Below are 17,487 nucleotides of genomic sequence, written 5' to 3'. Positions count from 1 at the left end.
CGCACCGCGCAGTTTTTCAACCCTGGGTCCAGCGCCTCGCTGGTCCGGGGTCGAGGGGGCGGACAGCCCCCCGCGGGGTCCGGGGCAGCGCCCCGGCGGGGGGGGGTGAGGTTCTGAGCTACCGCTAGCCTCCGTTCATTCGGCGGGCAGCACGTCCTCGGTCCTTCGTTTGGCGAGGAACACGAACATTGAGGGCACGAGGAAGAGCGACAGGAGGGTGGACGAGGCAAGGCCGCCGGTGACGGCGAGGGCCAGGGGGCGGTTTGACTCCGTTCCGTGTTCGAGGCCGAGCGCCGTTGGCAGCAAGCTGATGATGGTGGCGAGGCTTGTCATCGCGATTGGGCTGAAGCGCGCGCGCCCGGCTTCGACGGCTGCTTCGAGGACGTCTTTCCCTTCCTGGAACGCGCGGTTTGCGTGGTCGACGAGCAGGATGCCGTTCGAGACGGCAATGCCGATGACCATCAGGATCCCCATGAGCGCGGGAATGGAAAACCCGTCGCGCGCGCCGAGGAGCGCCAGCGTGATGCCGACGAGGCATACGGGGATGGTGAACAACATGACGAGCGGCAGGCGAAGCGATTTGAATTGAATGGTCATGATCATGAAGACGACCATGACGGCGAGGCCGAGCGCGACACCGAGGCCGCCGAACGTCGTGCGCATCAGCTCGACCTGGCCGGCCATGGCGAAATGCACGTCGCGGGTGCGGGGATCCTGCCGCAGGCGCGCTTCGAGGTCGGCGCCGGTGCTGCCGAGATCCCGCCCCTCGGTCTGCATGAGGACGTGCGCGACGCGCTGGAGGTGGTTGCGCTCGATGGAGATCGGGCCCGCGGAGCGCTCGATCGTGCCATAACTGCCGAGGGTGACGGCGCCTGAGGCTGTCGCGCGGATCGGGATCTCGCGGAGCCGGTCGGCCTCCTTCACGATCCCGCGGTCGTACGCGGTGACCACGTAATAGGACTGGCCATTTGATCCGTCGACCCAGACCGAGGGCGCATTGATGTTGCCGAGCGTTGCTTCGAGTGTCGTCTGCGCTGCGGCGCGTGCGGTCACGCCGACGAGGCCGGCTTCCTGCCGGTCGGTGGCGAGGCGTAGCTCTGGGTACGCGAGGTCGAGCGTGGTGAAGGGGTCGCGCACGCCCGGCACGGTCCGCGCGACCTCGGCGACGGCGCGGGCCTGCTCGTCGAGCTCTTCGAGGTTGTCGCCGCGCACCTCGACGACGAGCGGGGCCATGTATCCATTCGAGAAGACGCTCGACACGAGCCCGCCGGGCGCCTGCAAGAACTCCACGCCGGGGAAACGGCGCGTGAGGATGGCGCGCATCTTGTCGGCGATCTCGCGCTGCGAGTGCTTGCGTTTCTCGGGTGGCACGAGCGCGACGCGGAGAAACCCCATGTGCGGGCCGGCGTTCGGGCTGTTCATCTTCGCGCGGGCCTTGCTCGGGGCCCCGACGTTCATGAGCACGAGCTCGACCTCGTCCTTGGGCAATTCGTCCCGCAAGGCCTGCCCGATTTCCTGGAAGATGCGCGTCGATTCTTCGAGCGAGGTCCCGGGCGCGAGGCGCACGTAGACGCGCTCCATCGATTCGTCGATCTCCGGGAAAAACGTGCTCGGGAGGCGGGAGGCGCCGTAGGCGCTGGCCACGACGAGCACGAGGGTCGCGAGGACGACGGCGCCCCGGTGTTCGAGCGCCGCCCGGAGCGCCGCTGCATACGCCCCCGCGAGCCTGTCGACGACCCGTTCGAACGCGCGCGCGAGTTTTCCCGGCTCGCCGTGGCCGAGCAGATAACGGCAGGCGACGGGCGTCACCAGCATGCTCACGAAGTATCCGGCGACCATTGCCGAGGCGACGGTGAGCGCGAGCGGGGAAAAGAGCTTTTTCGCGAGTCCGGTCAAGAGGACGACCGGCAGGAGCACCGCGATCGTGCAGAGCGACGCGGCGAGCGCGGGCCCGGCGACGAGGTTTGCGCCTCGGAGCGCGGCCGTCGCGTCGTCCTCGCCGGCGAGCCGCCTGCGGTGGATCGATTCGAGCACGACGACCGAGATGTCGACGAGCGGCCCCATGGCGAGCGTCAGCCCGCCCAGCGTGAAGGCATTGAGGGATTGGCCGGTCGCGTAGAGGACGAGCAGGATGACCGCGAAGCTGAGCGGCACGGAGATGGCAGCGATGAGCACCGAGCGCCCGCTCTGGAGGAAGATCAGGATGACGCCCGCGATGAGGAAAAGCGCCTGCACGATCTCGCGCTTGAGCCCCTTCATCGCGCCCTCGACGAACGTCGATTGATCGAAGATCGGCTGCACGACCATCCCGGGCGGCAGCTCCGGCAGGTGCGCGAGCGCCTCGCGGATCGATTCGACGATCTGCACCGTGTTCCCGCCGGGGATCCGCAGCACGTTGAGGTAGACGGCCGGTTTTCCCTCGACGGAGACGAACTGCGTGGGGAGCGTGCCGCCGTCCTCGACCGTGGCCACGTCGCGCACGAGCACCGGGTGGCCGCCCACGATCCTCACGACGGCCTCGCCGATGTCGGACACGCGCGGCGCGACGGCGTTCGTGTAGACGTTCGCCTCGAAGCCCGCGCCCATGAAGCGGCCCGAGGGCAAGAGCGCGTTGGCCTTGTCCACCGCGGCGGCGATCTCGCCCGCGGTCACGCCACGCGCCTCGGCGCGCACGGGGTCGACGACGACGTTGATCTGACGCTCGCGGCCGCCGTTCGGCGAGGCGCTGGCCACGCCCGGGATGCCCTCGATGATGGGCTCGACGGTGTTGACCGCGAAATCATAAAGCTGCGGCCCGGTGAGCCCGCCCCCGTGGACGGCGATCTGGATGAGGGGGGCGTTCGAGGGATCGTATTGCAGGACGAACGGCGGCAAGACGCCGAGCGTCTTTGGCACCGACGACATCGCGAACGCGACCTGCTGCTGCACCAGCGATTGCGCGGCGTTGAGGTCGGTCCCCCATTTGAGCCACACGTAAATGATGCTGAGGCTGTTTCGGGACTCGCTCTTGATGTGGTCGACGCCGGGCGTGGCCGCGATGAATTTTTCGAGGCGCCAGGTGATCGTCTTTTCGACGTCCTTGGGCCCGAGCCCCGAGGCGAGCGTGCCGACGATGAGCACGGGCGGCGTGAGCTCGGGGAAGGTGTCGACGGCCATCCGCGGCGTGACGACCGCGGAGAAGACCATCAATGCAATGCTGAGGACGAGGACCGCCAGCGGATTTCGGAGCGCGAGGCGCGTCATCGGACCGCGCCTCCCGAAGGCGCCGGCGTGGAGACGGGCAGGAGGGAGGGCACGGGCGCGGCCGAGCCTTCGACCTTCGCGCGCACCACGTCGCCATCGCGGATCTGCGCGCGGCCTTCGAGCACGAGGAGCGAGCCGGGCAAGATCGAGGGCTCGACGAAGAGGCTCTTTCCGGTCTCGCCGAGGACACGCACCGTGGCCTTTCGCGCGATCTCGCCCTCGACGATGACGACGGTCGCCTTCGAGCCGCGCACCGTCGCCGCGCGCAGGGGCAACTCGATGGCGGGCGCGGGCGCGCCGACCTCGGTGAAGACCTCGGCCGTGGTCCCCACGGGCAGCGTGCGCTCCGGGTCGGGCACGTCGATTTCGACGTGCAGCGTGCGGGTCACCGGATCCGCCGCCGGCGAGCGCCGCGCGACACGCGCCGCCATTTCTTTCCCCGTCGCGAGCAGGCGGAGCTTGACCTCGGCGCCCGGCGTGACCGCCTGGAAATCGACCTCGGGGACGTCGGCCGTGACGCGGACGATGGCGCGATCGACCATCGAGACGAGCGCCGTGCCGGGGCGGACGAACGTGCCGGGATCGAGGTTGCGCCGGGTGATCTCCCCGTCGAACGGCGCCTTCAATACGCAATCGTTCACCTCGAGCGCCTTGCCCGCGAGCTCGGCCCGGAGCGCCCGGAGCTGCGCCTCGGCCGCGGCGCTCTGCGCGGCCTTTTGCTCGGCCTCGTTCTTCGAGACGAATCCGTCGTCGACGAGGCCCTGCACCCGCGCCGCCTCGCTCGCGATGGCCCGCTGCCGCTGATCGAGCGCGCGGGCTTGCATCGCGACGCTTTGGCTCCCTGTGGACGCGCTCCGGCAATCGAGCGTCGCGAGCACCTGCCCGCGCTTGACGCTATCGCCCGGCCGCACGAGCACCGTCTCGACATAGGCCGCGACGAGCTGCGGGCCGACGTTCGCCTCCTGCCACGGCGCGAGCGTGCCCACGAAGCGCCGCGTCGGCCGGTACGTCGCCTCGCGCGCCGGCACCACGGTCGCGCCCTTCGGCTGCGCCGAGAGGGGCGTCACGTCGGACGAAGTCGCCCGGACGAGCAAGGCCGCGCCTCCGCCGAGCGCCACGAGCAGCGTCGCGCCGAGCGCCCCGATCACCCGCCGATCCATCCGCTTCATCAGCGCACCTCCGCCACGGCTCGCTGGAGCGCGGCCCGCGCCCGCGCCACGGCAAACCCGCCGACCGCCCGCTCGACCTCGGCCTCGACCCGCAAGGCCTCGGCGTCGACGAGCTCCAGCATCGTGCCGAGGCCGGCCTTGAACCGCGCCTCGGCCTGCTCGTGGTTCGCTTGGGCGGCGGCCGCCGCGCGCGAAAGGGCCGCGAGCGCCTGGCGCGCGGCGACGAGGCCGAGGTGGGCCTGCCGCACGGCCGCCTCCTGCGTCACGCGCGTCGCCTGGAGCTCCGCCTCGCGCACGTCCTCGACCTCGCGCAGCGCGTCGCGCCGAGCCGCGAGCGCCGGATCGTAGATCGGGACGCTCAGCACCACGCCCACGTCCCAGTTCGGCACGAGCGGCGCGAAGCCGTGCCCGCCCACGGTCGAGCCGTTCGCGGGCGTCGCGCCGCCCGCGCGCCCCGAGATCGCGGCGGTCAGGAAGAGGTCGGGGCGCATCAGCGCCGCGGCCGCGCGCGTCTCGGCCTTCGCGAGGTCGACCCGCGCCTTGGCCTCGTGGATCTCGGCGCTGCCTTCCCGCGCGCGTTCGAGCAGCTCGTCGAGGGCTCCGAGCGCCTCCTCCTCGCTCGCCTCGCCGCCCGCGTCGAGCGCCGCGTCGGGTACGCCCACGACGGCCGCGAACACCGCCTGCGCGGCGGCGAGCGAGCCCTGGGCCCGCACCTTCGCGACCTCGAACCGCGCGACCTCGGCCTCGGCGCGGGCGAGATCCACCGGCGTTCGGAGGCCCGCGCCGACGCCCGCGCGCGCCGCGTCCCGATGCGCCGCGGCCCGGCCCGCGGCCTCATCGGCGGCGCGCGCGACCGATTTCGCCGCGCGCACGGCCCAGTAGGCCTCGGTGACCCGCAAGGCCACGTCGAGCTTGGCGCCTTCGGCCCGCTGCCGTTCGAGCTCGGCCTGCGCGTCGAGGGCCGCCGTTTGCGCGGCGATCCGGCCGAAATCGAAGATCTCCTGCCGCACGCCCACGGCGACGAGCGTCGAGGCGTAGGGCGTGAAGTCCGGCTCGGCCGAGATGCGGGTCGCGCCGATCCGCGGAAGATCGACGCGAGGGTTCGAAAGGACGGTCGCCGTGGAGTTGTTGACCGTCGAGCCGATGATCTGCGCGGTCGCGCCGACGGAGGGAAGCCATTGCGCCCGAGGCACGAGCGCCGCGGCGCGCGCCGCCTGCACCCGCGCCCGCGTCACGAGGAGATCCGGATTCCGCTTCTCGGCATATGTGATCGCCTCGTGCAGCGAAAAGGCCCGCACGTCGGGCGCCTCGACGGCCGCGGTCTCCTGCGCAGACGACCCCCGCGGCGCGAGCAGCAGGCCGAGCGAAAGCAGAGCCATCCACCGCCGCCGTACGGCGCGATCCCCGTGAAGCATGGCGGCCGTAGGAGCACCAACGATGCCAACGGGTCTGACGCGCCGAATCGCTGGAGATCCGGCGTTCGACCCGGGCCCCCGGGACGGGAAAATTTCCCTGCCGGGGTGGGAAATTCTCCCTGCATGCGCTCCTGGTCCCGCGCAGGATAGAGCCTCACTCCGCGGTGGCATGCGCGCTGCAATCGGCAGATCCGCCGCGGGAACACGCCCTCGCCATGCGCTCCCCCTCGCCTCTCCTCCCCCTTCGGACGCTCCCCGCGCGGCTCGCGCGGTCGATCCGGCGCGGCTGGCTCGTCTGGACGGCGGCGCTCGCGGTCCTGGCGATCACGACGCTCGCGCTGCTCGACGAGCAACGCGAGTACGAAGGCGCGCTCGTGGCCCTCACGCGGCAGCAGCAGATGCTCGCGCTCCTGCTCTCGGACGAGCTCGCGGCGCGGCTCGCGGCGGTGCGGCGTGATGCCCTGCTCGTGGCGGACGACGTCTCGGCCGGCCACGGGCCCTCGGAGGGCATGCGAAAGGCCTACCCGAGCATCGAGGTGCGTTCGTCGGAGAGCGCGCCGAGCCCCCACCCGCCGCGGACGATGTCGGTGCTCGTGCCCTCGACCGAAGGGCGCACCGTCGAGCTGACGGTGCCCGTCGCGTGGGTCATGGGCCCCTCGGCGCGGATCGAGCGCCCGGACGAGCTCGTGGTCCTCGTCCGCCCGCCCGACGAGGCGATGTGGCAAGCGGCCGACGGGCGGCAGATCCAGAGTGATCCGCTCACGCGCGCGGCGGACGCGGGCCACGACACGACGCGGCTCGAGCGGGACGAGGCCGTCGCGCTCGGGCTGCCGGACCGAAGGGCCGTGGCCGCGGTGGACGCCACGGACACAGGGACGCTCGGCCGATGGACGACGGCCGTCGTGGCGAGCGCGTCGCAGGAGCGAGACCGCTGGGAGCGGGCCCGCGGCCGCCTGCTCCTCGGCGTGCTCGTGCCGTGCGCGCTCATCGTCGCGTTCGGCGCGACGGCCCTGCGGCGGCAGCGGCGCGAGCTCGAGCTCGAAAAGCAGCTCGCCCTCGCCGCGCTGGTCCGCGCGAGCGACGAGCGGCTCGCGCGGGCGAGCCGCGCCGCCACGACGGGCACGCTGGCCATGGGGATCGCCCACGAGATCTCCACGCCGCTCGGGGTCATCGTCGGCCGCGCCGAGCAACTCGCGGGCCGCGTCGGCGAGGATCCGAAAGCGGCGCGCGCGGTGCGCACCATCGGCGAGCAGGCCGATCGCATCACCCAGGTCGTGCGGGGCTTCCTCGACCTCGCCCGCGGCGGCTCCCCCTCCTTGCGCCCCGTCGACCCAGGCGACGTCGCGCACGGGGCGTTGCGCCTCGTCGAACACCGGTTCGTCGCCGCGCGGGTCGTGCTCGTGACGGCGGTGGAAGACGATTTGCCCACGCTCGCGGGAGATCTGCGCCTGCTCGAGCACGCCGTCGTGAACCTCCTGCTCAATGCCTGCGAGGCGAGCGGCCCCGGAATGCAGGTCGCGCTCTCGGTGCGCAGCGCGGACGCGGGCGTCGATTTCGTCGTCGAGGACCGCGGCGCCGGCATCCGGCCCGAGGACATCGCCCGCGCGACCGAGCCCTTTTTCACGACGAAGGCCGCAGGCTCGGGCCTCGGCCTCGCGATCGTCCACGAGATCGTGAACATCCACCGCGGCTCGCTCGTGCTCGAGCCCCACGAGGGCGGCGGCACCCGCGCGCGCATTCACGTACCCGCCCAAGGCGAGGAGTGCTCCGATGCCTGATCAATCCCACGCCCCGCACGTCGTCATCGTGGACGACAAGCTCGAAATGGCCGAGATGCTCGCCGACGGCCTCGCCGATCACGGAATCTCCGCATTCGCCGTGGCCACAGGCAAGCAGGCCCTCGCGCGCATCGAGGCAGAGCCGGTCGACGCGCTCGTGACGGACCTGCGCATGCCCGGGATGGACGGCATCGAGCTCCTGACCGCCGCGCGCCGCGCCGTACCAGATCTGCCGGTGCTCGTGATGACCGCGTACGGCGCCCTGGAGACCGCGATCGAATCGATCCGGCGCGGCGCATACCATTACCTGACGAAACCCTTCAAGCTCGACGAGCTCGTCGTGTACCTGGGCCGCGCCCTCGACGAGTCACGCGTGCGGCGCGAGGCCCGGACGCTCCGAAAATCGCTGCGCGACGAGGCCACGAAGGCAGGCATCATCGCGCGGAGCCCAGCCATGCGCGCCGCGCTCGACGTGCTCGCCCGGGTGGCGCCGAGCGACGCCCCCGTGCTGCTCATGGGGCCCACAGGCGCAGGGAAAGGCCTGCTCGCCCGGTACCTGCACGCCGAGAGCGGCCGCACACGGGGCCCCTTCGTGACGGTCAACTGCGCCGCGCTGCCCGATCCGCTCCTCGAAAGCGAGCTCTTCGGCCACGCCAAAGGCGCATTCACCGGCGCAACCACACGCCGCCTCGGCCTCTTCGCCGAGGCCGAAGGCGGGACCATGTTCCTCGACGAGATCGGCGAAATGGCGCCCTCCCTCCAAGCCAAATTGCTCGACGTACTCGAACGGCGCGTCGTCCGCCCCGTCGGCGCGACAAAAGAGACGCCCATCGACGTGCGAATCGTCGCAGCCACGCACCGCGACCTGCGCCGCCGCGTCGCCGAAGGTCTCTTTCGCGAAGATCTGCTCTACCGGCTCGATGTCGTCCCGGTCCACGTACCGCCCCTGCGCGAGCGTCGCGAGGACCTCCCCGAGCTCGCCGCCGAGCTGCTCGCCAAAGCACGCGCGCGCCACCCCACCTCCCGCGTCGAGCGTCTCTCCCGCGAGTGTCTACTTTCGATGCTGGAGTATCCCTGGCCCGGCAACGTGCGCGAGCTGGCGCACGCCGTCGAGCGCCTCGTCTTGCTCGGCCGCGAGGCCGAGGCCCAATTCGCCGACGCAGCGCTGCCGCACGCCCCCGCAGGCGACGCCCAAGGCCCCCATTTCGCCGGCCCCGTGCAACCCCTGCGCGAATTGCAACAACGTTACGCCCGCTGGGCCCTCGCCGAGCTCAGCGGCAACAAATCACGCACCGCCGATCGTCTGGGCATCGACGTCAAGACGCTCGCCAAATACCTCGCCGACGATACGTCGGATTGAGGCGGAAGCCGCCGCGGAGCTGGGGCTTTGCCCCAGGCCCCAGCAGGGGCTGTCCGCCCCTGCACCCGGACCAGCCAGGGGCTGGACCCAAGCTCGAGGAACTGCGCGATGCGCAGTTCCTCGAACAGGCCCGGTCAAGACCAGCAGCGACCCTGCCAGCCAAAACAGCCGCGCTGCGGGTTCGGCTGGCACCCTGGGTTCTTCGTCGGCCTGTTTGAAAAACTGCGCACCGCGCAGTTTTTCAACCCTGGGTCCAGCGCCTCGCTGGTCCGGGGTCGAGGGGGCGGACAGCCCCCCGCGGGGCCCGGGGCAGCGCCCCGGCGCAGGCGGCCCCCGTCCCTCCAGAAAAGCCGTGTCAACCCGGTGCGTCCTGTGCGAAGGTCCGGGCCGTGCGTCACCGTCCCTTGCACGTAGCCTCACTCCTCGCTGGGTTGCTTGTCGCTTGTGGCTCGTCGCCTCCGGCGGCGACCGTTCCTCCGATCGCTGCGCCTGCCGGTGTGCAGGTGGTGCCTGCCGCGGCTTCGGCTTTCCCGGAGACGCCGCCGGATCCCGATGCGCCCATTCATATCGAGCGCGTGGGGGAGGCGGCGCCTTGGCTGGAGCGCGATAGCAAGCGGCAGGAACTCTGGGAGGCCTCACCTCGTGTGGATGGCGTCTCGCATCCGATCAACCCGATTCTCGGCGATACGCGTGTCCAAGCCATCGAGCCTGGCGCCATCGTGCTTCAATCGCGCGTGGGCCAGCTCGTCATGACGAAGGATGGCGTCCGCGGGCTTGTCCCGAAAGGGGTGCGCTTCGTCGGCGTGGTCTCGAGTGGCGAGGTCTTCGCCGAGAAAGAGGGCTTTGCGCCCTTCCGTGCTGCGAGCGTCGACGACCTCGTTGCGGGAAAGCTGACGCCTGTCGCCGGGATGGACCGGGTCTTTGATGCGGCGGGCGTGTTTGTCGTCGCGGCGCGGGGCGGCGTGCTCGTGCAATCCAAGGACGGGGGAAAAACCTTCGTCGATGTGCCGATGAAGGGGGCGGTGGACCGCGCGTTCGTCCGCGCGGACGGGGTCATCCTCGCGGCGGTTGCTGGACGAAAGCCCGAGCAGACGTGGTCCACGATCGACGCAAAGGGCAACGTCCAACCGGTCCGCCGTGCGCTCGAGGCTCCATTGCGCTGGGGCGGGTTCATCCTGCATGCGCTCAAGCGGAACGACCAGGGACAACCCGATACGGCGTCTGTCCTCACGAAGAATGGACGCACGTTCGCGTCCCTCCACCTGCCGGAACAGATCCACGGGGCCGAGTTCATCTCGTTTGACCCGATGTTCCAGGACGCGCTGATGAATACGGTGCTCCCTTGGGAGGGCGACGTGCTCGCCGCCGCGCCCGACAAGCCGGGCCCGGCGAAGTTTGGTGTCCTGGGCCCGTCAGGGCTCCAAGGGATCGACGTGCCCCCCGAGGACCCATCCGAAGCGTCTGGGATCACCTATGTCGGGAATCTGAGCCGGCCTCCGAAGCGCGCCTGCGAGGGGCTCCAATGCATCAAGGAGTTCCGCCGGATCACCCCGATCGCCCCTCCCTCCAGCCTCGTCGGCAGGTTTTTCGACGACGCGCTTTGCAAACGCCTCGCCGACGGACGATGCGAACAAGGCACCCTTCTCCGCGGGCCGACGATTGGCCTCGCGGACCGGAACACGGGAGCGTTCCTCGTTCGCCCGACGCCGGAGGGGTGCGACCCCCTCTCGCTCACGAGCGTGCGTGGCCTCGTCCTTCTGGATTGTCGCAACGCTCGCTTCGTGGCCGATGCATCCGGGGTGTTTTTCCGCGAGGGAAAGGTCCACGCCCCCACGAAGGACCTATGGCTCTACGAACCCGCCGAGGATGGGACGATGCTCGCCCTGCACTTCGACGCCAGCGCCACGGTCACCGCGGCCGTGCGGCGTCCCGTGGCCCCAGGCGCGGAGGGCGCATGGAGGAACGTGACGAGGCCGGGGGGCGTCACGTACATCGTCCTGCCCAAAGGCGCCGTCCTCATCGCCACGTCGAATGACGCTGGCAACGAGCTCACCCTCACGCTCGACACGCCCGAGGGCACCCAGGAGCTCATCGCAAAGGCCCCCGTGACCCGTCCCGTGCACGCCATCACGGTGGAATCAGGTGATCCCGTGCTCCACTTCTCCGATCCACAACGTCCGCACAAGGCTCGCATCTCGCGAAGCGGTACGCTGATCGAAGCGCCACGCTGAAGGCCGCAGAGCTGGGGCTTTGCCCCAGGCCCCAGCAGGGGCTGTCCGCCCCTGCACCCGGACCAGCCAGGGGCTGGACCCAAGCTCGATGAACTGCGCTCCGCGCAGTTCATCGAACAGGCCCGGTGAAGACCAGCAACGGCGTTGCCCACCAAGACAGCCGCGCTGCAGGTTCGGCTGGCACCCCGGCTTCTTCATCGGCCCGTTTGAAAAACTGCGCATCGCGCAGTTTTTCAATCACCGGTCCAGGCCGTGCCTGGTCCGGGGTCGAGGGGGCGGACAGCCCCCCGCGGGGTCCGGGGCAGCGCCCCGGCGCGACGCCGCTGCCTCAGCCTGCGCGTGCCCTTTCGACCCGAGCTGCCGGATTGCGAAGCCGAGGCCATCACGCAACGTGGCCAGCGTCCGCACGCGCGACAGATCGAGGCCGAGGGAAATCATCGTTTGCGCCACGGTCGGCCGGATTCCGGTGATGATTCCCTCCGCCCCGAGCAGCCGCACGGCGCTGAGGATGTTCAGCATGTGCGCGGCGGTCGCCGTATCGACGACTTCGACGCCGGTCAGGTCGAGGATCGCGAAGCGTGATTGCGTCCGGGCGACGGCGGCGAGCAGGTCGTCTGTCACCCGTGCGGCGCGACGGCTGTCGACGACGCCTACCATCGGGAGTGTCAGGACGTGATCCCATACCTGGATGATCGGCGTCTCCAGATTGAGGATCACCTCCTGCTGCCGCTGGATCAGGGCGAGCTTCCCCTCCAGCTCCAGCTTTGCCTTGTGTGGCTCGCTGACGTTCACGCTCATCCCGAGGAGGCCCGTGATGCGCTTGTCTTCTTCGACCGGGATCATCCAGTGCTCCCAGATGACCCCTTCTCCCTCGTCGATCACGTGCACGGGGGTGCCCGCGAGCGCGCGCTTCAGGTCATGAGGGGAATAGATTTCGAAGAAATTCTGCCCGACGAGCTGCCCGCGCTGAAGGCCCGCTGATTCTGCGCCGCGGCCGTCGTGGAAGGTGCAGGTCCCTTTGTCGTCGATGGCCCAGACGACCACGTCCAGGTTGTCGAGCAGCTCCTGGAGGATCCGTGCCATCCGGTGCTTCTCTTTTTCGGCGACGATGCGCTGCGCGTCGGCTTGCCGCCGCCGCTCTCGCTCGGCTTCGTATCGTTTCCGCTCGCCGACGTCTCCGAACACGACCACGGCGCCCAGCAGCTCGCCGTCCTTGCCGCGGATGGGCCGGCCGGACACCGACAGGGCCACGCCCTCTGGCACTGCGTGGGTCCGCGCGAGCATCCCCACGCCTTCCGTGGTCTCGCCTCGGAGGGCTCGTTGCAGGGGAAACTCGCTCGACGGGAACGGGGTCACGCCGTCGGGGCGAAAGACGCAATAGGTCTCTGCCCAGTCTGCGGGCTGGATGTGGGCCAGGCCTCGCCCCATCATCTTCATCGCTGCTTCATTGCAGTGGACGAGCGTGCCCTCGTGGTCGGAGATGACCACGCCGTCGGCGAGATCTCGAAGCGCCGCGCGGAGAAGCGCGAGCTCCCCTCCTGGGTCGGGGGTGCGCTCCTCCCGCGGCGGGCCGTCCCCGGCTGGTGCTGTCGTGGCGAGGCGGGCCGAAAGCTCGGCGACCTGCGCGCGGAGCGCTGCGCATTCCTCTTCCAACCCAGGGTGCGACATGACATCTATCCTCGTGCCCCGGGATGATTTCGTCGTGGGCACATAAGCCCTCGACGCTAGCAGCCGATTTCCTGGATCGTCAACGTGACGGGGGCGCCAGAAGCGTGCCTGCGCCGCGGTTTTCCGCCTTCGGAGTGCGGGTCACTTCGGCGCGGCGGCGTTCACGACTTCGGCGTCGGCGGGCTTCTGCGCCTTGGCGGCCTCTTCGGTCACCTTTTTGAGGTTGGCGAGGCCATTCTCGAAGTCCTTCCCGATCATCGCGTCCATGTCCATGAACAGGCAAAACATCTTCCCGATGAAGTCGTTCTCGCCGCGCATGAACCAGGTGATCTTCGTGTCTTTGCCGGCCGCCTCGACCTTGAATCCATTGTCGGTCTTGGACGCGAAAGGCTTCAAGAACTCGAGGTTGATGTCCACGCGCTCGTTCGGCTTGAGGGCGGCGATGGTCATCTTGCCCGCGCCGACGTCGTCGTTTCCTTCCCATTCGTAGACGGCGCCCACCTCGCCCTGCGTGCCGCTGAACGTCGTCTTCATCTTGGGATCGAGCTTGGCCCAGGGCGACCAGGCCTCCCACGTCCGAAAGTCCTTGACGTGGTTGTACACGAGGTCCACCGGCGCCGCGAAGGTGGCGTGGCGCTCGACCTGATACGCGGACGGGCGCGTCGCGACCACGATCAAAAAGACGACGATCAACGCCGCGAGCCCCAGCCCCACGCGAATGGCGACCTTTTTCAACAAAACCTCCCTCTGTCGGACAAACCGTCCTACGGCGGCAGGCCCGACGCGTCAAGAATGGAACCACCCCGCGTCTCCTCCCCGCAGGTTCGTCCCGGTAAAACGACGCGTCAGCCGGCCGACGCTCCGCCGCCCCCGCGGCGAAGCCGCCGTCGCCTCCCCTCGGCCCAGGCGCGGAGCGCAAAACGAAGGGGATGGCCGCCCGTGAGCGCCGACGCCACGTCCCACAACGCGACGATTTCACGCGTGCCCCGCGGACGGACGAACCAGACCGGCTCCCACGCGTCGGGGGCGAAGCGGGCGCGGAAAACGCGCAGGCCCTCGAAATCGTAGATGTCATGCCCGAGGCGCCGCAGGATCCGCAACCCTCGCGGCAAAGGCCCCGCGAACGGGACGAGGCCCATCGTGACCCGCCGGCACGAAGCGCCCGCGAGCGCCCGCATCGCCGCGTCCACGACGAGCTCGACCGTCCCGTTCGGCGCGTCGTCCGCGCGGAGGATGTCCTCGAAAAACCAGCCGCCCCGGCCGGGCACCGGCACCGCCACGAGCACGGCGACCAGGCGCTCGTCCCGCTCGGCGACGACGTACAGCCGCTCGGAGGGCCTGGAGAAGAGGTCCACCGAGAGCAAAAACCCCAAGGGGCCGCCCCTCCGCCCCGCGAGCCAGCGCGCCGAGAGCGCCGCCATGGCCGCGCCGAGCGCGCCCCCGAGCTCCTCCACACGCGCGACGCGCGCCCGCACGCCTTTGGCGCGCGCGCGGCGGATCTGCTCGCGCAGGCTCTTGCGCCCCGCGAGCACCCGCTCCCATTGCAGCGGATCCCAGACCGGCTGCCGGCCGAGGGGCAATCGCTCGAAGAAAGGGTCGCGCGGGACCTCCTCGACCGCGCAAAACCCGGCGCGCCGCCCCGCCACGCGCGCGGCCTGCACGAACGCGCGCGCGACGCGCCCCGTCTGCTCGGGCGCGCAGAGCGGCGAGCCGACCGCGATCCACGCCTGGCCCGTGTCCGCGAACGCGACCCAGGCCCCGGCGCCGTCGCTCCACGCGCGCATCCCCGGCGCGAGGGACTGAAACGCCACCGTCTCGCGCCCGAAGCAAAACACAGCCTCCGCGAGCGTGGAAGGAACAGAGGCGCGCGTGAGGTCCGGCAGCGCCGAAGGATCAACGCCGGAGATCATTCCTTCCGCCGGCGTGGGCGGGTCAGCTCCGGTTCGAAGAACATAGGCGGAGGCTCCTCGGACGCGCCCATGGCAGCAGCCACGCGCGCAAGGCCCCGCGTGAGGGTCGCAAGCTCGTCCGCAGGCATGTCGGTAAGCGCAGCGATGAGCTTGAGCTGGACAGGCGGCGGGGCCTCACGGAGCAAGGCCCCGCCAGCGGGCGTGATGACGACCTCCGCACGGCGCGCGTCGTCCGGAGAGACATGGCGCTCCACAAGGCCACGCTGGACAAGGCGCGCGACCACGACGGAAACGGAGCTCGGGTCGGTGGAGGTACGCGCCGCAAGCTCCGCGATGGAGAAGCGCTTGCCACCCGCAAGCTCGCCGAGGACGAAGAGCTGCGCCCCGCTCACGCCGTGCGCCTTTTCCACAGCCGTCGACGAGAGCCGAAGCGCCCGCACCACATGGCGGAGCGCATCAAGCGCCGCAGTCACCTCGGGGTTCCCGGCGGAGGCCGGTTCCGATCCATGGGAGCCCATGCTTTCCCAAACAGCGTAGAGCCGGACGAGCCCTCCTGCAACCGTCGCGATGCGCGGGGGGGATTACGTGGGCCTTCAAACGCGCATGTTCACGGCATGCGCGCCCTCGTCCTGACCGAGCCCTGCCGCCCGCTCGTGCTCCTCGAACGACCGGATCCCACGCCTGGGCCGGGCCAGGTGCTGCTCGACGTGCGCGCCTGCGCGGTCTGCCGGACCGACCTCCACATCGTCGACGGCGAATTGCCCGATCCGAAGCTCCCCCTCGTGCCGGGCCACCAGATCGTGGGCGAGGTGCGCGCGGAGGTGCCGCGGCCGGGGCATGCGCCTCGTTTTGCGCGCGGGGCGCGCGTGGGCGTGCCCTGGCTCGGGTTCACCTGCGGGACGTGCGTGTATTGCCGCGCGGGGCGCGAGAACCTCTGCGACGCGGCGCGCTTCACGGGGTATCAAATCGACGGCGGGTTCGCTTCGCGCGTGGTCGCCGACGCGCGGTATTGTTTCCCCCTTCCGGAGGGGGTTCCCGATCTCCAGGCGGCGCCCTTGTTGTGCGCCGGGCTCATCGGGTATCGGACGCTGCGCATGGCGGGGGACGCCGAGCGGATTGGCATTTATGGTTTCGGCGCGGCGGCGCACCTCGTGGTGCAGGTGGCGCGCTACCAGGGGCGGCGGGTCTTTGGCTTCGTGCGGGCCGGGGATGAGAAGGGCAAGGCCTTCGCGATGGAGATGGGCGCGGAATGGGCGGGCGCGTCGAACGAGCCGCCGCCGGTGGAGCTCGACGCGGCCTTGATCTTCGCGCCCGCCGGGGAGCTCGTGCCGGCCGCGCTGCGGGCGGTGCGCAAAGGAGGGACCGTGGTCTGCGGGGGGATTCACATGAGCGACATTCCCTCGTTCCCGTATTCGATCCTGTGGGGCGAGCGCGTGCTGCGGAGCGTGGCGAACCTGACGCGGCAAGACGGCGAGGCCTTTTTGGCGCTCGCGCCCCGCGTGCCCCTCCGAACCGAGGTGAACGTCTATCCGCTGGAGGAGGGCGCCGCCGCGCTCGAAGATCTGCGGGCCGGCCGGTTCTCCGGAGCCGCGGTGCTGGTCGTGGCGAACGACGAGATCCCCGTGGATCGAGCGTAAACGCGGGGTCCCGAAGCGCCAAAGACCGTTCCGAGCGCCCCGCGTCGCCCTTGCACCCGCGCCAAGCCCCCCTCGGACACCCGGACCCGGCTTCGCGCCCGCGCCAAGCGCTCCTCCGGACCCCCGGACCCGGCTTCGCGCCCGCGCCAAGCGCTCCTCCGGACCCCCGGACCCCTCCTTGCACCCGCGCCAAGCGCTCCTCCGGACCCCCGGACCCGGCTTCGCTCCCGCGCCAAGCCTACCTCCGGACACCCGGACCCCTCCTTGCACCCGCGCCAAACCCACCTCCGGATGCCCGGACCCCTCCTTGCTCCCGCGCCAAGCGCTCCTCGGACGCCCGGACCCCTCTTTGCGCCCGCGCCAAGCCCGTCCCCCGACGCCCGGACCTCTCTTCGGCGCCTCCCCTTCCCCACCCCGCGGCCCGCTGCCATCCTCCCGCCGTGTCTCCGAGGCCGCGACTCGTCTTCTTCGACGTCATGGACACGCTCGTCCGCGACCCCTTCCACGACGTCATGCCCTCCTTCCTCGGGATGACCCTGCCCGAGCTGCTCCGCTGCAAGCACCCCACCGCCTGGGTCGACTTCGAGCTCGGGCACATCGACGAGCCCACCTTCCTCGCCACCTTCCTGCCCGGCCGCTCCTACGACGCCGCGGGCTTCTGCCACGTCGTCCGCGAGAGCTACCACCTGCTGCCCGGCATCCGCGATCTGCTCCGGGACCTCCGCCAAACCACCCCCGGCGTGCGCCTCTACGCGCTCTCGAACTATCCGCCCTGGTACCGCTGGATCGCCGAGCGCTGCGAGCTCGACAAGCTCCTCGACGGCGCGTTCGTCTCGTACGAGACCGGCGCGCGCAAGCCCGATCCCGCGGCCTACCTCGTGCCCTGCCAGAGGCTCGGCGAGCCCCCCGCGGAGGCGCTCTTCATCGACGATCGCGCGAAAAACTGCGAGGGCGCGCGCGCCGTCGGCATGCAGGCGATCGTGTTCAACAGCGCCGAACAGCTCCGCGAGGAGCTCGCGCAGCGAGGGTTGATCGCGGCCGCGTCGTGAAACGCGCGCGTGGAATCTTGCCGGCCT

The 17,487-nt window shown here is 70.5% G+C and carries 12 protein-coding genes; 5 read left to right on the top strand and 7 right to left on the bottom strand.

Annotated features, from left to right (window positions below):
• Nucleotides 1-135: 135 nt before the first annotated feature.
• From QHF89_RS22480 to QHF89_RS22470, 3 genes are read right to left on the bottom strand one after another with little or no spacing between them, the layout of a single operon-like run.
• Nucleotides 136-3,243, bottom strand: a complete 3,108-nt coding sequence (locus QHF89_RS22480) for an efflux RND transporter permease subunit (protein ID WP_136968050.1) — start codon at nucleotides 3,241-3,243, stop codon at nucleotides 136-138.
• The gene (locus QHF89_RS22475; protein WP_136968049.1) at nucleotides 3,240-4,412 is read right to left on the bottom strand and encodes an efflux RND transporter periplasmic adaptor subunit; all 1,173 of its coding nucleotides are present in this window, start codon (nucleotides 4,410-4,412) and stop codon (nucleotides 3,240-3,242) included. Before QHF89_RS22475 ends, QHF89_RS22480 begins: the two co-directional genes overlap by 4 nt.
• Nucleotides 4,412-5,791, bottom strand: coding sequence for a TolC family protein (locus QHF89_RS22470; protein WP_284720802.1), 1,380 nt, complete (start codon nucleotides 5,789-5,791; stop codon nucleotides 4,412-4,414). The genes QHF89_RS22475 and QHF89_RS22470 overlap by 1 nt, the downstream gene beginning before the upstream one ends.
• A 251-nt stretch (nucleotides 5,792-6,042) precedes the next feature.
• On the opposite strand from QHF89_RS22470, the gene QHF89_RS22465 reads away from it, so the two are divergent.
• The 3 genes from QHF89_RS22465 (at nucleotide 6,043) to QHF89_RS22455 (ending at nucleotide 11,196) form a co-directional block, all read left to right on the top strand.
• Nucleotides 6,043-7,605 (top strand): sensor histidine kinase, encoded by a 1,563-nt coding sequence (locus QHF89_RS22465; protein WP_136968047.1) that lies wholly within the window; start codon nucleotides 6,043-6,045, stop codon nucleotides 7,603-7,605.
• Nucleotides 7,598-8,965 (top strand): sigma-54-dependent transcriptional regulator, encoded by a 1,368-nt coding sequence (locus tag QHF89_RS22460; RefSeq protein ID WP_136968046.1) that lies wholly within the window; start codon nucleotides 7,598-7,600, stop codon nucleotides 8,963-8,965. Before QHF89_RS22465 ends, QHF89_RS22460 begins: the two co-directional genes overlap by 8 nt.
• Nucleotides 8,966-9,471: 506 nt before the next feature.
• Nucleotides 9,472-11,196 carry a hypothetical protein gene (locus QHF89_RS22455; protein WP_136968045.1) on the top strand — a complete coding sequence of 575 codons (1,725 nt, stop codon included), beginning with the start codon at nucleotides 9,472-9,474 and terminating at the stop codon, nucleotides 11,194-11,196.
• Between the two features lie 237 nt (nucleotides 11,197-11,433).
• On the opposite strand, the gene QHF89_RS22450 is transcribed toward QHF89_RS22455, so the two are convergent.
• The 4 genes from QHF89_RS22450 to QHF89_RS22435 form a co-directional block, all read right to left on the bottom strand.
• Nucleotides 11,434-12,864, bottom strand: a complete 1,431-nt coding sequence (locus QHF89_RS22450) for a PAS domain-containing protein (protein WP_136968044.1) — start codon at nucleotides 12,862-12,864, stop codon at nucleotides 11,434-11,436.
• 141 nt (nucleotides 12,865-13,005) lie between these two features.
• Nucleotides 13,006-13,599 (bottom strand): SRPBCC family protein, encoded by a 594-nt coding sequence (locus tag QHF89_RS22445; protein WP_136930762.1) that lies wholly within the window; start codon nucleotides 13,597-13,599, stop codon nucleotides 13,006-13,008.
• Between the two features lie 110 nt (nucleotides 13,600-13,709).
• Entirely contained in the window at nucleotides 13,710-14,774 is a 1,065-nt protein-coding gene (locus QHF89_RS22440; RefSeq protein ID WP_136968043.1) for a phosphatidylglycerol lysyltransferase domain-containing protein, read from the bottom strand.
• A complete protein-coding gene (locus tag QHF89_RS22435; RefSeq protein WP_232379677.1) occupies nucleotides 14,771-15,247 on the bottom strand; it encodes a MarR family winged helix-turn-helix transcriptional regulator in 477 nt (158 codons plus the stop codon). The genes QHF89_RS22440 and QHF89_RS22435 overlap by 4 nt, the downstream gene beginning before the upstream one ends.
• Nucleotides 15,248-15,388: 141 nt before the next feature.
• Here QHF89_RS22435 and QHF89_RS22430 point away from each other — a divergent pair, with 141 nt between their 5' ends.
• Both QHF89_RS22430 and QHF89_RS22425 read left to right on the top strand, forming a co-directional pair.
• A complete protein-coding gene (locus QHF89_RS22430; protein WP_136968042.1) occupies nucleotides 15,389-16,411 on the top strand; it encodes a zinc-dependent alcohol dehydrogenase family protein in 1,023 nt (340 codons plus the stop codon).
• Nucleotides 16,412-16,851: 440 nt separating this feature from the next.
• Nucleotides 16,852-17,460 (top strand): HAD family hydrolase, encoded by a 609-nt coding sequence (locus QHF89_RS22425; protein ID WP_136968041.1) that lies wholly within the window; start codon nucleotides 16,852-16,854, stop codon nucleotides 17,458-17,460.
• Nucleotides 17,461-17,487: the final 27 nt, after the last annotated feature.

The sequence above is a fragment of the Polyangium sorediatum genome, from assembly GCF_029946465.1.
Classification (GTDB): Bacteria; Myxococcota_A; Polyangia; order Polyangiales; family Polyangiaceae; genus Polyangium; species Polyangium fumosum.
This window is presented reverse-complemented; position numbering and strand designations above follow the sequence as displayed.